Origin of the sequence: Staphylococcus sp. HMSC65H10, assembly GCF_001839185.1 — a bacterium.
Taxonomy (GTDB): domain Bacteria; phylum Bacillota; class Bacilli; order Staphylococcales; family Staphylococcaceae; genus Staphylococcus; species Staphylococcus simulans.
In genome coordinates this window covers 31571-52570 of record NZ_KV840351.1, presented here as the reverse complement: position 1 = coordinate 52570, position 21000 = coordinate 31571, and the positions used below count along the sequence as shown (strand labels likewise).

The 21000-nt window shown below is 35.1% G+C and carries 22 protein-coding genes; 18 read left to right on the top strand and 4 right to left on the bottom strand.

Going from position 1 to position 21000, the window contains the following annotated elements:
• Positions 1-10: 10 nt before the first annotated feature.
• From uvrA to whiA, 9 genes are all read left to right on the top strand, one after another.
• The gene (uvrA, locus tag HMPREF3270_RS07250; protein WP_070847908.1) at positions 11-2860 is read left to right on the top strand and encodes an excinuclease ABC subunit UvrA; all 2850 of its coding nucleotides are present in this window, start codon (positions 11-13) and stop codon (positions 2858-2860) included.
• A gap of 188 nt (positions 2861-3048) precedes the next feature.
• Positions 3049-3981: an HPr(Ser) kinase/phosphatase gene (gene hprK, locus HMPREF3270_RS07245; protein WP_002481551.1), complete on the top strand. Its 933-nt coding sequence runs from the start codon at positions 3049-3051 to the stop codon at positions 3979-3981.
• Between the two features lie 5 nt (positions 3982-3986).
• Entirely contained in the window at positions 3987-4814 is an 828-nt protein-coding gene (lgt, locus tag HMPREF3270_RS07240) for a prolipoprotein diacylglyceryl transferase (RefSeq protein ID WP_023015369.1), read from the top strand.
• Positions 4815-4825: 11 nt separating this feature from the next.
• On the top strand, positions 4826-5308 hold the full coding sequence (locus HMPREF3270_RS07235; RefSeq protein ID WP_057510215.1) for an acyltransferase: 483 nt from the start codon (positions 4826-4828) through the stop codon (positions 5306-5308).
• A gap of 20 nt (positions 5309-5328) precedes the next feature.
• Entirely contained in the window at positions 5329-6768 is a 1440-nt protein-coding gene (locus tag HMPREF3270_RS07230) for a tetratricopeptide repeat protein (protein WP_070847903.1), read from the top strand.
• A 106-nt stretch (positions 6769-6874) separates the two neighbouring features.
• Positions 6875-7831 (top strand): thioredoxin-disulfide reductase, encoded by a 957-nt coding sequence (trxB, locus tag HMPREF3270_RS07225; protein WP_023015366.1) that lies wholly within the window; start codon positions 6875-6877, stop codon positions 7829-7831.
• A gap of 165 nt (positions 7832-7996) precedes the next feature.
• On the top strand, positions 7997-8920 hold the full coding sequence (gene rapZ / locus HMPREF3270_RS07220; protein ID WP_002481556.1) for an RNase adapter RapZ: 924 nt from the start codon (positions 7997-7999) through the stop codon (positions 8918-8920).
• Entirely contained in the window at positions 8907-9905 is a 999-nt protein-coding gene (gene yvcK / locus HMPREF3270_RS07215) for a gluconeogenesis factor YvcK family protein (RefSeq protein WP_002481557.1), read from the top strand. The genes rapZ and yvcK overlap by 14 nt, the downstream gene beginning before the upstream one ends.
• Positions 9906-9923: 18 nt before the next feature.
• Positions 9924-10868 carry a DNA-binding protein WhiA gene (whiA, locus tag HMPREF3270_RS07210; protein WP_002481558.1) on the top strand — a complete coding sequence of 315 codons (945 nt, stop codon included), beginning with the start codon at positions 9924-9926 and terminating at the stop codon, positions 10866-10868.
• Between the two features lie 55 nt (positions 10869-10923).
• Here whiA and HMPREF3270_RS07205 read toward each other — a convergent pair whose 3' ends face one another.
• From HMPREF3270_RS07205 to HMPREF3270_RS07190, 4 genes are all read right to left on the bottom strand, one after another.
• Positions 10924-12108: an MFS transporter gene (locus HMPREF3270_RS07205; protein ID WP_002481559.1), complete on the bottom strand. Its 1185-nt coding sequence runs from the start codon at positions 12106-12108 to the stop codon at positions 10924-10926.
• 255 nt (positions 12109-12363) lie between these two features.
• On the bottom strand, positions 12364-13677 hold the full coding sequence (brnQ, locus tag HMPREF3270_RS07200; protein ID WP_002481560.1) for a branched-chain amino acid transport system II carrier protein: 1314 nt from the start codon (positions 13675-13677) through the stop codon (positions 12364-12366).
• A gap of 948 nt (positions 13678-14625) precedes the next feature.
• Positions 14626-15681 (bottom strand): site-specific integrase, encoded by a 1056-nt coding sequence (locus tag HMPREF3270_RS07195; RefSeq protein ID WP_070468913.1) that lies wholly within the window; start codon positions 15679-15681, stop codon positions 14626-14628.
• A 13-nt stretch (positions 15682-15694) separates the two neighbouring features.
• The gene (locus HMPREF3270_RS07190) at positions 15695-16300 is read right to left on the bottom strand and encodes a helix-turn-helix domain-containing protein (protein WP_060804139.1); all 606 of its coding nucleotides are present in this window, start codon (positions 16298-16300) and stop codon (positions 15695-15697) included.
• 146 nt (positions 16301-16446) lie between these two features.
• Here HMPREF3270_RS07190 and HMPREF3270_RS07185 point away from each other — a divergent pair, with 146 nt between their 5' ends.
• The 9 genes from HMPREF3270_RS07185 to HMPREF3270_RS07145 all read left to right on the top strand — a co-directional run bounded on the left by HMPREF3270_RS07185 (position 16447) and on the right by HMPREF3270_RS07145 (position 20909).
• Positions 16447-16611: a helix-turn-helix domain-containing protein gene (locus HMPREF3270_RS07185; RefSeq protein WP_060804140.1), complete on the top strand. Its 165-nt coding sequence runs from the start codon at positions 16447-16449 to the stop codon at positions 16609-16611.
• Between the two features lie 3 nt (positions 16612-16614).
• Positions 16615-16860, top strand: a complete 246-nt coding sequence (locus HMPREF3270_RS07180) for a DUF771 domain-containing protein (protein WP_060804141.1) — start codon at positions 16615-16617, stop codon at positions 16858-16860.
• Positions 16861-16876: 16 nt separating this feature from the next.
• Positions 16877-17080: a hypothetical protein gene (locus tag HMPREF3270_RS07175; protein ID WP_060804142.1), complete on the top strand. Its 204-nt coding sequence runs from the start codon at positions 16877-16879 to the stop codon at positions 17078-17080.
• A gap of 2 nt (positions 17081-17082) precedes the next feature.
• Positions 17083-17292 carry a type II toxin-antitoxin system antitoxin TscA gene (gene tscA / locus HMPREF3270_RS07170; RefSeq protein ID WP_070847900.1) on the top strand — a complete coding sequence of 70 codons (210 nt, stop codon included), beginning with the start codon at positions 17083-17085 and terminating at the stop codon, positions 17290-17292.
• A 1-nt stretch (position 17293) separates the two neighbouring features.
• Positions 17294-17566, top strand: coding sequence for a hypothetical protein (locus HMPREF3270_RS07165; RefSeq protein WP_060804144.1), 273 nt, complete (start codon positions 17294-17296; stop codon positions 17564-17566).
• The gene (tscT, locus tag HMPREF3270_RS07160; RefSeq protein WP_060804145.1) at positions 17566-17868 is read left to right on the top strand and encodes a type II toxin-antitoxin system toxin TscT; all 303 of its coding nucleotides are present in this window, start codon (positions 17566-17568) and stop codon (positions 17866-17868) included. The genes HMPREF3270_RS07165 and tscT overlap by 1 nt, the downstream gene beginning before the upstream one ends.
• 33 nt (positions 17869-17901) lie before the next feature.
• Positions 17902-18822, top strand: coding sequence for a primase alpha helix C-terminal domain-containing protein (locus HMPREF3270_RS07155; protein ID WP_070847897.1), 921 nt, complete (start codon positions 17902-17904; stop codon positions 18820-18822).
• Positions 18819-20297, top strand: coding sequence for a virulence-associated E family protein (locus tag HMPREF3270_RS07150; RefSeq protein ID WP_060804147.1), 1479 nt, complete (start codon positions 18819-18821; stop codon positions 20295-20297). The genes HMPREF3270_RS07155 and HMPREF3270_RS07150 overlap by 4 nt, the downstream gene beginning before the upstream one ends.
• A gap of 270 nt (positions 20298-20567) precedes the next feature.
• A complete protein-coding gene (locus tag HMPREF3270_RS07145) occupies positions 20568-20909 on the top strand; it encodes a hypothetical protein (RefSeq protein ID WP_060804148.1) in 342 nt (113 codons plus the stop codon).
• Positions 20910-21000 lie beyond the last annotated feature (91 nt).

Genomic DNA, 21000 nt, shown 5'->3' with positions numbered 1-21000 from the left:
GGTGACATGTGTGAGTAAGAAAGATCCATCTATTGTGGTCAAAGGTGCACGTGAAAATAATTTAAAAAGTGTCAATGTGGAATTACCTAAAAATAAATTGATTGTGATGACTGGACTATCAGGTTCAGGTAAGTCATCTTTGGCTTTCGACACAATTTATGCAGAAGGTCAACGCCGTTATGTAGAATCATTAAGTGCTTACGCACGTCAATTCTTAGGACAAATGGATAAGCCGGATGTTGATACGATTGAAGGGTTATCTCCGGCAATTTCGATTGACCAAAAAACGACAAGTAAAAACCCGAGATCTACGGTTGCGACGGTAACCGAAATTTATGATTATATTCGTTTATTATATGCACGTGTCGGAAAAGCATTTTGTCCACATCATGGTATTGAAATTGAATCACAAACAGTACAACAAATGGCTGACCGTATTTTAGAGTTAGAAGAACGTACTAAAATTCAGTTAATGGCACCGATTGTGAATCACCGTAAAGGTTCACATGAAAAACTGCTTCAAGATATCAGTAAAAAAGGGTATGTACGTGTCAGAGTAGATGGTGACATTCATGATATCAATGATGTGCCAGAACTAGATAAGAATAAAAATCATACGATTGAAGTTGTTGTTGACCGTCTTGTGGTGAAAGAAGGTATTGAATCACGTCTGGCTGACTCTATTGAAACAGCGTTAGAACTGGCAGAAGGGAACTTAACAGTCGATGTGATTGGCGGAGAACCTTTAAAATTCTCTGAAAATCATGCTTGTCCGATTTGCGGATTCAGCATTGGTGAATTAGAACCGCGTATGTTCAGTTTCAACAGCCCATTCGGTGCATGTCCAACTTGTGATGGTTTAGGACAAAAATTAAAAGTAGACGTAGATTTGGTTATTCCAGATCCGAATGTATCGTTACGTGAAGGTGCGATTGTACCTTGGGAACCAAAAAGTTCTGACTTCTATCCGACATTATTAAAACGTGTCGCAGAAGTGTATAAAATTGATATGGACAGACCGTTTAAAAAATTAACCGACCGTCAAAAAGACATCATTTTATACGGTTCAAAAGGTAAAGAGATTACTTTTACTTTCGAACAACGTAATGGTGCATCACGCACAAGAACGATGGAGTTTGAAGGCGTTGTGCCGAACATTGAACGTCGTTATCATGAATCTCCATCAGAATATGTTCGTGAAATGATGCAGAAATATATGACGGAATTACCTTGTGAAACATGTCATGGTAAACGTTTAAGCCAAGAAGCATTATCTGTGTATGTTTCAAGTTTGAATATCGGAGAAGTTGTAGAGTATTCCATTAAAGAAGCGTTGCATTTCTTCGAAAATATCGATTTATCTGAACAAGACCGAAAGATTGCAGATTTAATCTTGAAAGAAATTATCTCAAGATTGTATTTCTTAAATAACGTTGGTTTAGATTATTTAACGTTAAATCGTTCATCAGGTACATTATCTGGTGGTGAAGCGCAACGTATTCGTTTAGCTACACAAATCGGTTCACGTTTAACGGGTGTATTATATGTGTTAGATGAGCCTTCTATTGGTTTACACCAAAGAGATAATGACCGTTTAATCAACACATTGAAAGAAATGCGTGATCTAGGTAATACGCTGATTGTGGTTGAACATGATGATGATACGATGAGAGAAGCGGATTATCTTGTAGACGTAGGTCCTGGTGCAGGCGATTACGGTGGTGAAATTGTCGCAGCAGGTACACCTAAACAAGTCATGCGTAATTCTAAATCATTAACAGGTCAGTATCTGAGCGGTAAGAAACGTATTGAAGTCCCAGAACATCGCAGACCTGTGACAGACCGTAAACTAAAAGTACGCGGTGCCAGCAGTAACAACTTGAAAGACGTAGATGTAGACTTCCCGCTTTCTACAATGACTGTTGTTACAGGTGTTTCTGGGTCAGGTAAAAGTTCATTAGTGAACGAAGTACTGTATAAAACATTGGCACAAAAATTAAACCGTTCGAAAATCAGACCAGGTAAAGTGGATAAAATTGAAGGTATTGATCAACTTGATAAAGTGATTGATATTGACCAATCCCCAATTGGACGTACACCACGTTCAAACCCAGCAACTTACACAGGCGTTTTTGATGATATTCGTGATGTTTTCGCATCAACAAACGAAGCGAAAATCAGAGGGTATCAAAAAGGACGTTTCAGCTTTAACGTTAAAGGTGGACGTTGTGAAGCATGTAAAGGTGACGGGATTATCAAAATTGAAATGCATTTCTTACCAGATGTGTATGTACCTTGTGAAGTATGTGGCGGTAAACGCTATAACCGTGAAACGTTAGAAGTGACTTATAAAGGTAAAAATATCTCTGAAGTATTAGAAATGACCGCTGAAGATGCGACACATTTCTTTGAAAATATCCCTAAAATCAAACGTAAGCTACAAACATTAGTCGATGTTGGTTTAGGTTACGTGAAGCTCGGCCAACCTGCGACGACATTGTCAGGCGGGGAAGCTCAGCGTGTGAAACTCGCATCAGAACTGCATAAACGTTCAACAGGCCGTTCTATCTATATCTTAGATGAACCGACAACAGGTCTGCATGTGGATGACATTCGTCGTTTATTAAAAGTATTGAACCGTATTGTAGATAACGGAGATACTGTTGTGATTATTGAACATAACTTGGATGTCATAAAAACAGCAGATTACTTGATTGATTTGGGTCCTGAAGGCGGCGATGGCGGAGGAACAATCGTTGCGACAGGTACACCTGAAGAAATCGCCGCATCTCCAGATTCTTATACAGGCAAATATTTGAAAACAGTATTAGAACGTGATGCAGCACAAACAAGTCAATAACCAGATTAAGACATTTCACTTAAAGCAGTGGAATGTCTTTTTTTATGACTTCAAAGAAAAAAGTTTGATTTTTGAACACATATAAGAAATGATAAGATGAATAGAGATAAAACCAATAACGTTTCTGCATTCTTTTTTGATATGATAGAGATGAGCATATAACGAAGAATGTTGATTGAGGTGAAAATATGTTAAGTGCTAGAGCTATAGTAAACAGATTCAAGTTAAATTTAGTAGCCGGAGAAGAAGGATTGGATCGCCCGATTCATAATACAGATATTTCACGTCCAGGTTTGGAAATGGCGGGGTACTTTTCGCATTATGCGTCTGACCGTATTCAATTATTAGGGACAACTGAATTATCATTTTATAATTTATTACCAGATAAAGAACGACAAGGCAGATTACGTAAGTTATGCCGTCCTGATACACCGGCAATTATCGTTACACGTGATATTGAGCCGCCAGAAGAATTAGTCAATGCGGCACAAGAGCTCAGTGTACCATTACTCACATCTAAAGATGCGACAACAAGTTTAATGAGCCGATTAACTACATATCTTGAACATGAACTTGCGAAAACAACATCTTTACATGGTGTATTAGTAGACGTATATGGTGTAGGTGTTTTAATTACTGGTGATTCTGGTATCGGTAAAAGTGAAACAGCGTTAGAGTTAGTAAAACGTGGACACCGTCTTGTTGCGGATGATAATGTGGAGATTCGTGAAATCACGAAAGATGAATTGATTGGTAAACCGCCGAAATTAATCGAACATTTATTAGAAATCAGAGGACTTGGGATTATTAACGTAATGACGTTATTTGGTGCAGGTTCGATTTTGACAGAGAAGAAAATCGGTTTGAATATCAATTTGGAAAACTGGGATAAAGATAAGCTATACGACCGTGTAGGTTTGAATGAAGAAACCTTACGTATTTTAGATACTGAAATCACAAAGAAAACAATTCCGGTAAGACCGGGTAGAAATGTGGCAGTTATTATTGAAGTTGCGGCGATGAATTATCGCTTGAACATTATGGGCATCAATACAGCTGAAGAATTTAACGAACGTTTAAATGCCGAAATACTTAGAAAAAATGAACATAAAGAGGAGTAAGCTAGATGTTGTTTAACTTAGGTTATATTGATCCGGTGGCCTTCAGCTTAGGCCCGATTGATGTGCGATGGTATGGGATTATTATTGCCTTCGGGATCTTATTAGGTTATTTTATTGCGCAGGCGACCGCAAAGAAAGTAGGCTATCATCAAGATGCATTGATTGATATTATCTTTTGGAGTGCTATTTTCGGCTTTGTGGCAGCACGGATTTATTTCGTGATTTTCCAATGGCCATACTACGCCGCAAATCCTTCAGAGATACCGATGATATGGCATGGCGGTATCGCCATTCATGGTGGTTTGATTGGTGGATTTATCACAGGCATTATTGTGTGTAAAATGAACAATCATAACCCTTGGCAAATTGGAGATATTGTCGCACCAAGTATTATCTTAGCGCAAGGTATTGGACGTTGGGGGAACTTTATGAACCATGAAGCACATGGGGGACCTGTGTCTCAAAGTTTCCTAGAGAACCTTCATATTCCAAGATTTATTATTGATAATATGTATATTGATGGCCAGTACTATCAACCGACTTTCTTATATGAATCAGTTTGGGATGTGCTTGGCTTTGCGTTATTACTATTTTTACGTAAGCACTTAAGAATTGGTGAAACATTCTTCTTATACTTGATTTGGTATTCAATCGGCAGATTCTTTGTCGAAGGTATGCGTACAGATAGTTTAATGTTGACAAGCAATATCAGAGTGGCACAGGTGATGTCTGTTATCTTGATTATTATCAGTGTCGTTATGATTATCTATCGTCGAATGAAGAAACAACCACCTAAATTTAAAGATGCCAGAAACTTGGCATGGCCGAAATAAGAGGAGATTAAATGAGACGTTATAAAAAAGTAGCGGGCAGTCAATCGCAGATTAATCCGCTTTGGAGAATGTATCATTTTATCACAGTGAAAAAAGCATTTAGACAAACGATTATGATTGAGATTGCACGGTATATTCCATCGTTGAAATTAAAACGATGGATTTACCGTGCTTGTTTAGGTATGCAGGTTGGAAAGCACACAGCTTTTGCCTATAAAGTGATGCCGGATATCTTATATCCGCATCTAATTCAAGTTGGAGATAATTGTGTGATAGGGTATAATACAACAATATTGACCCATGAATTTTTAGTTTCAGAGTTGAGAGTGGGAAAAGTTGAAATCGGTCATCATACATTAATCGGTGCCAATGTGACAATTTTACCTGGGGTTAAAATTGGTAGTCATGTCAAAATCGGTGCAGGTACGGTAGTTAATAAAGATGTACCAGATGGCGCTTTAGCTTTCGGCAATCCCATGCAGATCAGATTATAAGTGAGAGGAGGGGCAATACAATGACATCAGAACCATCTAAAAAAGTGATTCCAATGACGCAAGATGCATCATTTTTTAAACGACTGGCAGCGTCAAAACTAAAACATAGAGATTATCAAAAAGCCGCAGAGTACTATCATAAAGTCCTTGAATTGTCGCCTTCTGACTTTGAAGCGCTTCAAGATTATACAACCGCACTGACTGAAGTGGGCCAAGCTAAGCAAGTTGTTGGACGTTATTATGATTTCATTGCGAAAGGTGAACATGTAGAATCATCCTATTATCAACTCAGTCAAATATATACGAATTTACAAGATCCGAATAAAGCATTTTGTTTCGGGATGAATTATGTGCTGCTGTCAGAGGATGAAGACTATAGAAAAGAACTAGAAGAAACCTTTGAAGTTGTCTATAAGGATGTAGATGTACTTGAAAAAGAGAGCCAAGTATTCGCAGTTCAGATTATTTTTCAATATCTTTTCTCTCAAGGAAAGTTAGAAGAAGCGAAAAAGTTTATTCAACGCCAAGAAATGACAGTACGTACGCATGAAAGTGTACGCAATTTATTAGCAATGATACATCTGTATTTAGGAAACTATGATATCGCACGTAATATGTTGAAACAGCTTTTAAAAGAAAATCAGACGGATGTTTATGCATTATGTCATTATACGTTATTACTTTATAATACAAATGACAAAGCTTATCCGAACTATCTGCAATCATTGTCTAAAGTTGTACCAATGAATGATGAAGAAAGTTTCAAACTTGGTATTGTCCTCAGCTATCTACAAAAGTTCAGTGCTTCGCAAAAATTATTGTATCCTTTGTTTAAAAAAGGTAAATTCATTTCCATGCAAATGTTTCATGCGTTAAGCGTCAACTTTTATCACCTGGGAAATAAAGAACAAAGTAAGGTGTTTTGGGAAAAGCTTGAAGCAATGACAGATACACCTCCAGGACCGCCACCTTGGTTGATTTCTGAGAAAAATCTCTATTTCCATTCGCATATTGCGCCGCTATTGATTAGTGAAGACAGCCATGAACGTATTTATGGGATTTTCTTATTAGAACAGATGAATGGCAGAGAACTATTAATTACAGAAGAAATTTGGAATGTATTAGAAACGATGAATGAATACGAAAAACTATATCTGACATATTTGATAAAAGGATTGAAATTAGTCAAATTAGATTTCATTCATCGAGGCATGTTAACCTTGTATGAGAAAGAGGCTTTAAGAGAATATCAATCTTTATTTGTACATTGGATTGATCGAGCTGAAGGAATCATTGCGCAAGAATATGATTTGGAAAAAGTAGAAGGGTATGTGGCAGCGTGTGTATATCTCTTCTTTAAAACACGACCCGATGCTTATACGAAAAAAGCTATTACAGAATGGTTCGGTATATCTATGTACCGTTTGAATAAATCAATTGAAATTCTACTAGAAGTTTAAAAGTTGTGTATGTAAAATAGTACAATTCACAATTTGAGCATAAAAGTATATTTCAAGAAAGCTCTATCTTATAATGAGTGTGATTAAATACTAGGAGGCAAGAAGAATGACTAAACAACAACCTGATTATGATGTTGTAATTATCGGCGCAGGCCCAGCAGGTATGACTGCAGCCGTATATGCTTCTCGCGCGGACTTAAAAACTGTAATGATCGAACGTGGTGTGCCAGGCGGACAAATGGCAAACACTGAAGATGTTGAAAACTTCCCAGGATTCGAATCAATTTCTGGTCCTGACTTATCAACAAAAATGTTTGATCATGCGCAAAAATTCGGCGCTGTTTATCAGTACGGCGATATTAAAGCGATTGAAGATAAAGGCGATATTAAAGAAGTCTTTTATGGAGATAAATCTGTTACTGCATATGCGGTGATTATCGCAACAGGTGCAGAATACAAAAAAATCGGTGTGCCAGGTGAAGAAGAACTTGGCGGCCGCGGTGTAAGTTACTGTGCAGTATGTGACGGTGCATTCTTCAAAGGCAAAAACTTATACGTTATCGGCGGTGGAGACTCTGCAGTAGAAGAAGGTAACTTCTTAACTAAATTTGCGGACAGTGTTACTGTCGTTCACCGTAGAGATAAATTACGTGCACAAAAAATCTTACAAGATCGTGCATTCAAAAACGAAAAAATGCACTTTATCTGGAATCACACATTAGCATCTATTAATGAAAAAGACGGTAAAGTCGGCTCAGTTACTTTACAATCTACAGTAGATGGTAAAGAAGAAACATTAGACGCTGATGGTGTATTCGTTTATATCGGTATGAAACCTTTAACTGCACCGATTGTTGATTTAGGTATCACAAACGAAGCAGGTTACATCGTAACAAACGAAGAAATGGAAACAAAAGTTCCTGGTATCTTCGCAGCAGGCGATGTGCGTGAAAAAGGTTTACGACAAATCGTTACAGCTACTGGAGACGGTAGTATCGCAGCTCAAAATGCGCAAGGCTATATCGAAGAATTGAAAGATAAACTAGAAGCAGAAGAAGCATAATAAAAAACGAAGAAGGTTTGAGTAGTGCATGAAGCGGTTTAAACCATGCATCTATTCAAACCTTTTTACATATTCCATAGTAATCATGTTCAAGTTAGAATGTAATATGATACTATGATAAAGATAAGGATATTATGAGCGAATTAATTACAGGATGGTGTCGTTATGCAACATGAAGAAAATGAAGTCGTAAATAAGAGTGAATTATTAGTGGTTACTGGTATGTCGGGGGCTGGGAAGTCTGTAGTTTTACAGAGTTTAGAAGATTTAGGGTACTTTTGTGTAGACAATTTACCACCGATTTTACTGCCGAAATTTGTGGAGTTGATGGAGCAAGGCACACCATCTTTACAAAAAGTAGCAATTGCGATTGATTTACGCGGTCGCGAATTTTTCAAATCCTTAGTAAAAGAAGTAGATTTTTTACGCAGCAAGAATCGCATTATAGTAGACGTGATGTTTGTCGAGGCAAGTGAAGCAAAATTAATTTCAAGATATAAAGAAACACGCCGTGCACACCCATTAAGTGATAACGGTCAAAATTCATTGATTAATTCTATTAGAGAAGAACGTCAATCTTTATCTGAAATCCGTAGTTTTGCGAACTTTGTCATAGATACAACAGACTTAAATCCAAAAGAATTACGTGCAAAAATAAACAAATTGTTTAATAGAGATGATATCGAAACATTTAGTATTAGTGTAACGAGCTTTGGCTTCAAACATGGCATCCAACAAGATGCAGATTTAGTCTTTGATGTGAGATTCTTACCGAATCCGTTTTATGTAAAAGAGTTACGTCCTTTAACCGGTAATGATGACGCTGTATATCAATATGTCATGAAATGGCAAGAAACAGCCATCTTTTATGATAAGTTATTAGACTTATTGAAATTTATGATTCCGGGCTATAAAAAAGAAGGCAAGACACAATTAGTGATTGCGATTGGATGTACAGGCGGACAGCATCGTTCTGTTGCCTTAGCGAAACGATTAGCCGAAGACTTGAATGATAGTTACGACTATAATGTTTACGTTCATCATAGAGATGCACATATCGAAAGTGGCGAGAGAAATGAAAAAGCTTAAAATCGTATTAATCGGGGGCGGTACAGGTTTATCTGTATTGGCTCGTGGTTTAAAAGATTATCCTATCGATATTACCGCAATTGTGACGGTAGCAGACGATGGGGGAAGTACAGGTAAGATCAGAAGTGAAATGGACATTCCCGCTCCTGGGGACATCCGTAACGTTATTGCGGCCTTAAGTGATACAGAACCGACTTTAAAGGAGCTGTTTCAGTACCGCTTCAAAGAGAATCAAGTGGAAGGTCATTCAGTAGGAAACCTATTGATTGCGGCACTGACAAATATTATGGATGACTTTGGTCATGCGGTTAAAGAATTAAGTAAAATTTTAAATATCAAAGGACGCGTGATTCCTTCAACGAATTCTAGTATTCGTTTAAATGCGGAGATGGAAGATGGAGAAATCGTGTATGGTGAGTCTAATATACCGAAGCGTCAAAAAACAATTAAGCGTGTCTTTATAGAGCCTGCAGATGTGCAGCCGATGGAAGAAGCGGTAGAGGCATTAGAAGATGCGGACTTAATCGTATTAGGCCCTGGTTCATTGTATACGAGCGTAATTTCCAATTTATGTGTGCCAGGTATCGGTGAAGCGATTGTGGATAGTGCGGCACCTAAAGTTTATGTTTCAAACGTGATGACGCAACATGGCGAAACAGATCATTTTGATGTGATGGATCATATTCAAGCAATGCATAATCACATGAAAACAAATTTTATTGATTATGTGATTTGTTGTGAGAATCATCAGTACAGTAAAGACATTTTAGAAAATTACCATAAAGAACAGGCAGAACCTGTGACTTATCATAAAGAATCGATTGAAGCGGCAGGTATTGAACCGATTACTGCACAAGATTTAGTCCATGTTTCTTCGAAAAATCGTGTGCGCCATAATACAACACGCTTAGCACGCATGATTTATGAATTGGCACTTGATTTAACAAGCACAATCCAATTTAATCCGAAAAATAGAAAATTTTAAAGAAGGGAATGGCGCGGCATGAGCTTTGCATCAGACATGAAAAATGAATTGACAAGAATCGATGTCGATGATAAAAATGCGCGAGCGGAACTTAGCGCATTGATACGGATGAATGGTGCACTCAGTTTGTCGAATCAGCAATTTGTCATCAATGTACAAACTGAAAATGCGACAACAGCCAGACGTATATACTCTCTGATTAAGAAAGTATTCAATATTGAAGTTGAAATTCTTGTTCGAAAGAAAATGAAGCTGAAGAAGAACAACATTTATATCTGCAGAACGAAAATGAAGTCTCGTGAAATCTTACATGAACTTGGTATCTTAAAAGACGGTGTGTTTACACACGCTATTGATTTAGATTTGATTCGTGACGATGAAATGAGACGAAGTTATTTACGCGGTGCATTCTTAGCTGGCGGTTCTGTGAATAATCCAGAAACATCTTCTTATCATTTAGAGATATTTTCTTTATACGAAAGCCATTCAGAAGGCTTAACTGCTTTAATGAATGAATATGAATTGAATGCGAAACATTTAGAACGTAAAAAAGGAAATATCGTTTATTTGAAAGAAGCGGAGAAAATCTCTGATTTCTTGAGTTTAATCGGAGGTTATCAAGCGATGTTGAAATTTGAAGATGTGCGTATTGTCAGAGATATGCGTAATTCAGTAAATCGCTTAGTAAACTGTGAAACAGCTAATTTAAACAAAACAGTTAGTGCAGCGATGAAGCAAGTTGAAAGTATTCAGTTGATTGATCAAGAAATCGGCATTGAAAACTTACCAGACCGTTTAAGAGAAATTGCGAAATTGCGTGTGGAAAATCAAGATGTCTCTCTAAAAGAATTAGGAGAAATGGTTTCTACAGGCACAATTTCGAAATCAGGTGTTAATCATCGTTTACGTAAGTTGAATGAGTTAGCAGATAAGATTAGAAGCGGTGAACATATTGAAATGTGATAAAGAAAAGCAGTCACTCATTTGAAAATTGAAATGAGTGACTGCTTTTTTATCGTTATTGATCTACGACTGATTTTTTCGGAATTCCTAAAGCTATAATAAAGCCGATGAAATTCACGATTGATAATACAATGAACATCATTTTAAATGACTGCATATTGTTTAACAACTGCATAGACAATACAGGTGCAATCGCTGTACCGATAAATAACATAAAGGTATTGATAGATAAGAAGAAGCCTTTATCTTTAGTAGTCAGTAGACCGATTTGTGATATCACAGAAGGAATCACAAAAGAGATACCTGCGATAAAGATAACACTGAACAATGTGATGATAATGAGATTGTGTGTCACGCCCATCAGTATCAATGAGATACCTGCAGTGATTAATGAGATTAGAATAATACGTTTTACACCGATGAAATCACTTATGCGACCTGCAGATAACGCTAATAACATACCAATTAAACCAAATAGCTTCACTGATGATATTGTCGTTAAATCAGCGTTGATTGGGTCAGATGTCAAATATTCATTTAGCAGAGCATACATAGAAACAAATGACGTTAAGATAGTTAATGAAACAAAGAAACATAATACAATGCCTTTATTATCAAAAATATGTCTCATGTTTTTAAAGAACACTGAGAATTTTGTATCAGGCATATGATAAGGACTTTTCGGAATAGCTCGGTAAATCCAAACAATCAGCAATAAGTAAACAACAGTCAATACGAAGTAAACGATACGCCAACTCATATGTGCGGCGATAATATCACTTAAGTTTTGACCGATAACACCAGATAACATGAAGCTGGTACTAATAAAACTGATTGCGGTAACACGTTTATGAATAGGGAACACTTCTGTCACATATGTTAATGACACAGGTGAGAAGCTTGCGGTAGCTATCCCTTGTAAAACACGTACAATCAGTAATAGCGCAAAGTTATGAATAAAGCCGATCGCAAAAGTTGTAAGTGTGAGCATAGCCAAGCCGATTAATATGACCTTCTTCTTACCAAACTTGTCGGCAATGATTCCATAAAACATACAGCTGACTGAATAAGAAACTGAGAATACCACACCGATTAATGTTGTGGCACCTTCGCTTAAATGTAATTCTTTCCCCATAATCGGCATTAAAGGAATGGCAGAGTAAAGACTGCACATAACCGCAATACCTGAAATAAAGAATACAGTCGTAATTAAATTATAATTGAGCGACGGTTGTTTCAAATATATCCTCCCTTTCTATGATGAATTGTTTAATAAAGATTATATTGATGAACCTTAATATAAGTGTATCGCATATATGTTGTGGAAGTGTGAAGATTGAAACAATGCTTGTTTCAAATTAAAAATGCATGATTCATTTTAACACAAACAAATTATAATGAAATAGATAGAAATATTATTGAAATATTGTGACAATAAGCTTTGGTCAAATAAAAATACCTTTCTCGTAAAATGAGAAAGGCATTTCAATCAATATTAAGATGTTGCGGGTTGTTGTGTATGTTTCTTATTGCGCATAAAGTCTATCGCAATACCAATTGCAGTTAAGATAATAAATGGTAGTAACCAAGCCAATCCTAAATCAGATAATGGCAAGAATTGATAGACTGCATTTAGTGGTTTGATCAGTTTAAATGTGTTGAAGATTTCAAGTACTGAAATAATTAATGTTGAAATCGTCGGTAAAATATAAGCGATTTTTAATTTTGTCGGAATCGCAATTGCGACAAATGAAATCAGTACCAACACAATAGAAATCGGATAAATAAATGTCAGTAATGGAACTGCGATTTGTAAAATCATGTTGAGCCCTAAGATTGAAATCAAGAATCCGACTACTGAGAATGAAAGTACATAAGTCTTGTATGAAATTTGTGGGAACTTCTTCAATCCGAATGCAGAACTTGCGTTCACCAAGCCGATACAAGTTGTTAAACAAGCTAAAATCACTATCATACCGAATAAGATATTTCCGAATGATCCGAATAATCGTACTGAGTTATATGTTAGAATGCTTGCGCCATTATCAAAGCCTGGTTTGCTTGTCGTGATACCTAAGTATGCTAATGAGAAGTAAATCACTGTTAATAATAACGCTGAAATCAGACCTGATAAGATAACGTTTCTCACTATCTTTTTGCTGTCTGAAATACCTGCGAGTTTAAAGCTTTGTACGATAACGACTGAGAAGGCTAAAGCTGCTACTAAGTCCATTGTGTAGTAACCTTCTAAGATTCCTGAAATGAAAGGTGTTTCCGCATATTTATCATGTGGTTGTCCGACTTTTCCTTCAGGATTAATAATCGCTGCGATACATAAAGCACCAATAATCAATAATAGGGCAGGTGTTAAGATTTTCCCTAAGTTATCGACAATTTTTGTTGGGTATAAAGCGATTAACCCTACAACAATAAAGAATACAAGGGAGAAACCTACCAATGTCCATGTGTTGTGAATAGGCAGAATTGATTTTGCGCCGATTTCATAAGCCACGTTCGCAGCACGTGGAATCCCGTATAGTGCCCCGATAGATAAATAAATACAAACTGCAAAAATAAACCCGAATTTAGGATGGACGCGGTCCCCGATAAACTCCACGCCACCATCATAATAGGCAATGACAATAACTGTGATGTAAGGTAATAAAATACCTGTAATCGCAAAACCTGTCATACCTGTCCACATATTGCTTTGCGCGGTATATCCGAGCATAGGTGGAAAGATCAAGTTGCCTGCTCCGAAGAATAACGAGAAGAGCATTAAACCTGATATTAGAATTACTTTTTTCATAATAACCTCCTGGTGTTGAAAACTTCTCTCTATTTACAAAAATTTCTGACAATTTATGTAGATGAATTTCTTTCAAACAAATAAACTTTAACACATTTCTAAATATTAAAAAAGCATATATTCAGATATTTTAGATGAAATGAAAGAAATTAATTGGAATTATCGTGTTAAAGGGAAAAGAGTAACTAAAAAATTGTAGAATTGATAATTTATTGCATGATTAATAAATTGGAGTTGGAGTGTAAAACCTATATATTGAAGAAGTGAGCCTAGTTTATTATTAGTGTAATGGATTACTACTCTGCTTTTAAGATACTTCATTTCTTTTGAGGTTCATATTAGGAAGTTGAATTTAATTTCAAAAATGATGTAGTTCTTGCTGTAGTTCTTGCAAAATAAATGTGCTTGTACAAGCAACCAATGATATTGTTGAAAAGTTAATGTTGAATCTAAAAAACTAATCATAAGAACAGGCTTTTGTATTTCATGGATTTGATTAAACTTTATTATGAAAGAAGTGAGTTATATGGCTACTAAAAGTTTTATAACTGAATATAAATTTACAGCTAAGTCAGCACCTAATTTACTAAAAGCTATTGAACAACTTAAGTAATACTATTTGTTAATTGTTTCAAATTATATACATAAAAATAATTATTTGAATATTTTAACTTACGCCGCTATTAGCGGTGTTTTTTATTAAAAGTTATTTTGATTTTTTAACAACTGCCCGATGACTTAAATAGCAAAATAAAAGAAACGCTGATACATCAACGTTTCAAAGGTTTCAAGTTAATTAATATTAACTACATAACCCCCTCGAAGGGAGAATATGGGATGTTATTCGGTTTCTCTCATTATCGAAATGCCTTTACAACAAGGTTTTTAGTTATATCATTATCATTCGTTTATATCGAATAGCAAATCATTTTCCCTAATTTTTCCCTATTATAAATCATCCATAAATTCTATCAAATTTTCTTCTTCACGCTGGTATGTCTCTTCTAATAAGTGCAGGTATACCGATTGTGTGACCAATGTTGAAGAATGTCCTAGTCGTTTCGATATATATTGAATACTGTATCCATTATGGATTAACACAGAAGCGTGCGTATGTCGTAATGCATGTGTGGTAATACTTTTGATACCTAATTTCTTGCATGCACTATTTAAAGCTTTATTTACAGAAGCATTGGTAATAATAGAACCATTTACTGTAAATACATAACCGTTAATGTCTGATGGACTTTCTTTAATAAATTTTCTAACCTTGTTTAAAGTTTTCGTATCAATGCTAACAGTACGATCTGATGTCGTTGTTTTTGTACCCGGTAAATGCACCTTATTATTTCCTACATAAAAATCTTCGCGTTTCATATTAACTACTTCAGAAAATCTAGCACCTGTTACAACCTGCATAAGCAAAACCAATGATGAAACAGTGTCTTTTTGTTCAAGATGATGTTTCAACTTTTTGTATTCAGTATAGCTTATATATTTTAACTCTTCACTTTTACTTGGATTAGACCCGCTTAATTGTGCTTTGAATGTGGGATTACGCAATACCAAACCTTCGTGGATCGCTTGGTGGAAACAATTACGAATAGAGCTATTTAACTTTCTCACGCCATCTATATTGTGATTGCTGCCATAATGATTTATGAACTGCTGGTAATCTGTAGGTGTAATATTTTTTAATAAAGTATTTTTGAAAAATTTCCTTATATGTGTATGCATCGCTTCATAGCGCGTTAATGTTTTAGCGGACACATGCGGTTTCTTTGTTACTTCATACCATTGTTTAAAATAGTCTGCAAAGATCACATCATTATTGATATTGTATCCGCGCTTTAAGTTATATTCCATATCAGTAGCATGTACCTTTGCTTCTTGTTTCGTACGGAATCCGCCTTTCTGATACTTTTTATATTTACCATCATCATCTTTATATGAAATGATATAGCGCCATGTTTTGCCATTCTTTTGTTTTTCGAATGAAGCCATTTAATCACCTTGCTTAATATTTAAGTTCGTTTGAATCATTGAGCTTATCAATTAGTTTATTGTAATCCTCTATATGTTTATCAGCTACTTTTTCATCTATTGAAGAAATTTCTTTTTGATGTTCCACTTCTCTTTTCTGTAATTGTACTTTTCTAATAAAATAATCATTTATAAATTTATAAATATATTCTCTATCATCATCAGTTAACTTTAACTTTCTAAAGTATTTAGCGTTATATTTATCATTAAGATGAAAACCTATGTCGTTAACAGGAAAAGTAAACTTTTTTTCGGTAGTGATGTTTTTTTCTCTTATATTCATAACATTAGGTGCATTGGCTGATAAAAAAGCATCAATTAATGAATCATCTTCTTTAAAGTATTTTCCATTAGTTAAATTATTAACTTTATTTTTCATATCATGTATTTCTTCACTGTTTTTAGCCAAACCATAAATATATGATTCTAAAAATTTTTGTGAAGGATTACTTTTATTGTCATTTTCTACAGATGATATATAAGTGTATGAAAAATTTATTAACTTTGCTAGTTCTCTTACTGTAACATTTTTTTCTTCTCGCAACTCTTTTAAAAGACTACCTAAACTAAATGAACTCAATTTATTCCCTCCATTTTGATTAACTATACTAAATATTATAACTAGAGAACAAAACTATTTACAAGAACCAAGTAAGATGATATCATTTAAATGTATCCTAGTTAAACTAATATAAATAACTAGGATACAAAGAGGAGGTGTAAGAAATGTATTTAACGGTCAAAGAAGTGTCTGAATTATTACGTCTCAACGAACATCACACTTACAAATTAATTAGAGAAAACGAAATACCAAGTATTCGTTTAGGACGTAAGATTTTAGTACCAAAACAAGCGCTAATGAATATGCTGAAAGAAAAAGAGGAGGTGTAACCAATGCTACAAGAAAAAGACTACACAACAACACTACTTGAACATAAGACACTGTGGACGATGTACGATCTAATGGCGCATACGAATAAAAGCAGAAATACATTATTGAAGAAGTTGTTGCTGAACCCAAAGCACCAATCGAAAATTGCAGAATTCACGCATGCACCAGCACATAAAAATGACCATTGGTCTTTTGTCGCTAAGTATATGAAGCAATACATCGAAGAAAATCACAATCGAATATTTTAGAAAGCAGGTAAGTAACATGAAAAAACAAGTAATTATTACGAAGTCGGTGCTTAACTGGTACAACATCAAGGATACTGACCACAATTTACTACTCAACATCGCACCAGACGTTTTTAAAGAGCATTTTCCAGAAGTCAGCGAAAATATTTATATTGCGTGCATGGAGTTGGAAATCAACAGAATTTTAGAACTTAAAAATAAGAAAAAAGTAGGTAATTAGGAATGAACGAACAACAAATACAAGTGCTTGATGACATTTATAATACATTGATTGCAGTAAGTGACGATGTAGCAACTGAGTACAAACATAAGATTAAAGATGACGTGAATGAATGGTATGAAACTGTGAGCCGTGAGAAACATTTAGAATCAATTATTCAGTGGGCGGTACAGCAGATTGAAAATAATTTTGAAATTGTGGAGGAAAATTAAAGTGGATATTTCAGAAAATATAAAGAATATGAAACAAATAACGCTTAAATATGGTGAAAGCAAGTATGCGCTAGGTCGTGCTATTGCACATCAGGAAATGTTAGACGCATTAGCATTATATATGGTGACACAATTATCAGATGACAACGATGCGGAAGCATTCGAAAAATTTCAAATGATGATTAGGGACGAGCTGGAAATTGAAGAGAAAAACACAAAAATACACTTGGACGAACTCGATGTACTACTAAATGACAAAGGAGACAATGAATAATGAATTTGGATATTAGAAACTTATTTTATGAAATTGAAATTATCAAAAATAAATTTGAGAACTTAGCCCAAAAAAACGCGTGGTTCGGTGAAGATATTTTCAAATATGAAGATATGCCTAAAACAAAAGAACAATTATTACTTTATGCACATGGTTATAAAGAGGCAAATATTCATCATGAACAGATGTTAGATCTACTGTATTACTATTTATCTGACTTCGACAAAATTATTAGAAAGTTCCATGAAATAGAAAAAGCGCTATCTGACGAAAGTTTGACGACCGAATCAGATAACGCGTAAAAATGAATCACAAAAGAAAGGAGAAACCTCTCTATGTTTAATCTAAATTATGATGATGAACTTTATGTAATATTATATCAAAGTTTGACATCAAAAGGAACAGAAAACGTAAAAAATATTATGTGGTCTGACTGGTGCGAGTTTTTGACTCGTCCAGTTATCAGCCCTAATAAATATGCTAATGGTTTAGCGATTTATGGAGATGTTGACGAGGGTGTAGATGAGGAAACGGGTGAGATTTTGCAACATCGTAGAAAAGATAAAAATGTAATGTATCGACAAGTTTTTTCTTTGGACTATGACGACATCGACGATATGAACCGATTTCTAAATAACATTAAAGATAAGATGAAACATTTTGCATATTTTATATACAGCACATTCAGACATCGTGACATACATGATGAGAAAGATAAAAACTTACGTCCTAGGTTTCGTTTACTGATTCCTGTAGACGATATTTTAGAGCCTGACGAATATACAAAGTATGCTGGAGCATTATCAAGATATATTGGAGAAACGATTGATGAATCATGCTTTAAACCAATTCAATTATCCGCATTACCCGTTATAAGTAATAAAGACGCGCCATATCATTGGTATAACAATGATGCGCCTTTTATCACACGTGACCAATTAAATAATTGCCTTGCTAAGTTCCCTCTCAATGCAACTCAGAGCGAATCTCAGGATATTATAGTTAGATATAAGAGACGTGATAGCGCATATTGGCGTGATATTGCATTCGGAGTTAGTGAAGGTGAACGGAATCAAACCTTAGCTTCATTAATAGGTTATCTGTTGCGTAGATATGTAGATCAATATTTGGTCTATGGTCTGGTAAGTGCGTGGGCAATGACTTGTACACCGCCGATTGAACAAAAAGAAGTAAATAAAACATTCGAAAGTATTTTAAAAAGAGATAATAAAAATAAGAAGGGGGTTTCTGATTGAGTGAAGTAACTAAAGAAGATGTTTTCGAGTTAATCGAAAAAACTAGCTATATGACCAATAACGACGATTGGCGCAGTAAATTAAGACGAACAGCAACAACTAATGCATTAAAAAAGACAACAACTAACGCAGAGATTATTTTAGGCAACGATGAAAGTTTAAATAATTTAGTTCAATATGATGTATTTGAAAACGTTACTAAACTTAAACGCCTTCCTTACTGGCGTTCAAAAGACGATACAAATTACTATTGGGCTGACATTGATACAACGCATGTTATTTCTCATATAGACAGAGTTTATCATGTGCAGTTCAGCCGTGATGTTATGGATAGTGTTATAGAAAAAGAAGCCTATCAAAACAAATTCCACCCTATCAAGTCACTTATTGAAAGTAAACAATGGGACGGCGTAAAAAGAATAGAAACGCTCTTCATTGATTATTTAGGTGCAGAAGATACACATTATAACCGTGAAGTAGCTAAAAAATGGGTGATGGGAGCAATTGCCAGAATATACAAGCCCGGTATTAAATATGACACAATGGTTATTTTATACGGTAAACAAGGCGGGGGTAAATCAACACTGGCGAGCCGTATGGGTGGTCAATGGTATAACCAAAGTATTAATACATTCAAAGGTGATGAAGCCTACAAAAAGCTACAAGGTTCATGGATTTGTGAAATTGAAGAACTATCAGCCTTTCAAAAATCTACTATTGAAGATATTAAGAGTTTTATCAGTGCGGTTGTTGATATTTACAGAGCTTCTTATGGCAAACGTACTGAGAGACACCCACGTCAAAGTGTTTTTGTAGGTACAACGAACAATTATGAGTTTTTAAAAGATAAGACAGGTAATAGACGTTTCTTACCGGTTACTACTGATAAGGATAAATCGACTAAAAGCCCTTTTGATGATCTAACACCTGAGGTTGTTCAACAAATGTATGCAGAAGCTAAAGTATATTTTGATGAAAATCCTATCGATAAAGCATTGCTTTTAGACAAAGAAGCCTCAGAAACTGCTTTAGAAATGCAAGCAGAACATTCAGAGAAAGATACGCTTATCGGTGAAATAGAGGACTTCCTAGAGCAACCTCTACCATCTGATTATTGGTCGTTAAGTTTACATGATAAACAAATTTTATTCAATGGTGTAAATGGTACAAATTCAGATAATCACAGATTCTCTTTTTATAACGACGGTACTTTGTTCTCATTAGATGGTTCAAAGCCGGGTCAATATGTATGGCGTGATAAGGTTTGCAGTAAAGAAGTTTGGAAAGTGATGATGGGCAGAGATGACCAGCCTCAACCTCATCATTTACGTAAGATTGATGAAGCACTTAGAAATACACGCTATTGTGGGATAAGTAAAAAACAATCTCGATACGGCGAAGGGATAGGTAAACAATATGGATTCGATGTTGATATGTCTTCGTACTATTCTGAATTAATCAATATAAAGTCATAAGAGCAAGACAGTAAGACAGATATAAGACAGTTACAAGACACCTTCAATACTTTATGGGAGTAAGTGCCACGCTATAACTGTCTCGGTGTCTTATAAACTTTCCTCTAAACTTTAGAAAAATTGCTATATATTCTCAAAGTGTTCGTAGGAAATCATAAGACAGTAAGACAGTATAGCTCTATCCTTTGTGGCAGTAAGGTTTAAAGGTGTCTCATAGTTGTAACATGGCATAAGACAGTGAGACATTTAACAAGACAATGGAGGTTGAAAATGAACAAAAATAGATTAAAAAATAAAATCTTGGAATATATCAAGACTCATAAAGAAACATCATTTGTAGAAATAGAAAGGATATTTGAAGAAAACAACTTTGATTACAAAGGAGATATAGCATATTTAAGTGGAGAAAATACTAATGTTGTATTTTGGATTGGTTGGAATGATGAAGCGTTTAAGATAATTTCTGATTTAAAAAGAGAGGGTAATATAGAAATGACAATATGTCCACCAATATATTATATGATCGATGGTAAATGTTTAGAGTTACCAATTGTTAAATCAAAGAACATCAAAACAGAACATTGGTTACCGGTTGCTTTTACAGCCTTATAACACTTAAAACCTACCACAATTGGCGTCATTAAGCCTTTTGTGGTATAATTTAAGTAAATAATTAGAACCAGGTACTAAAATATAACGTGGA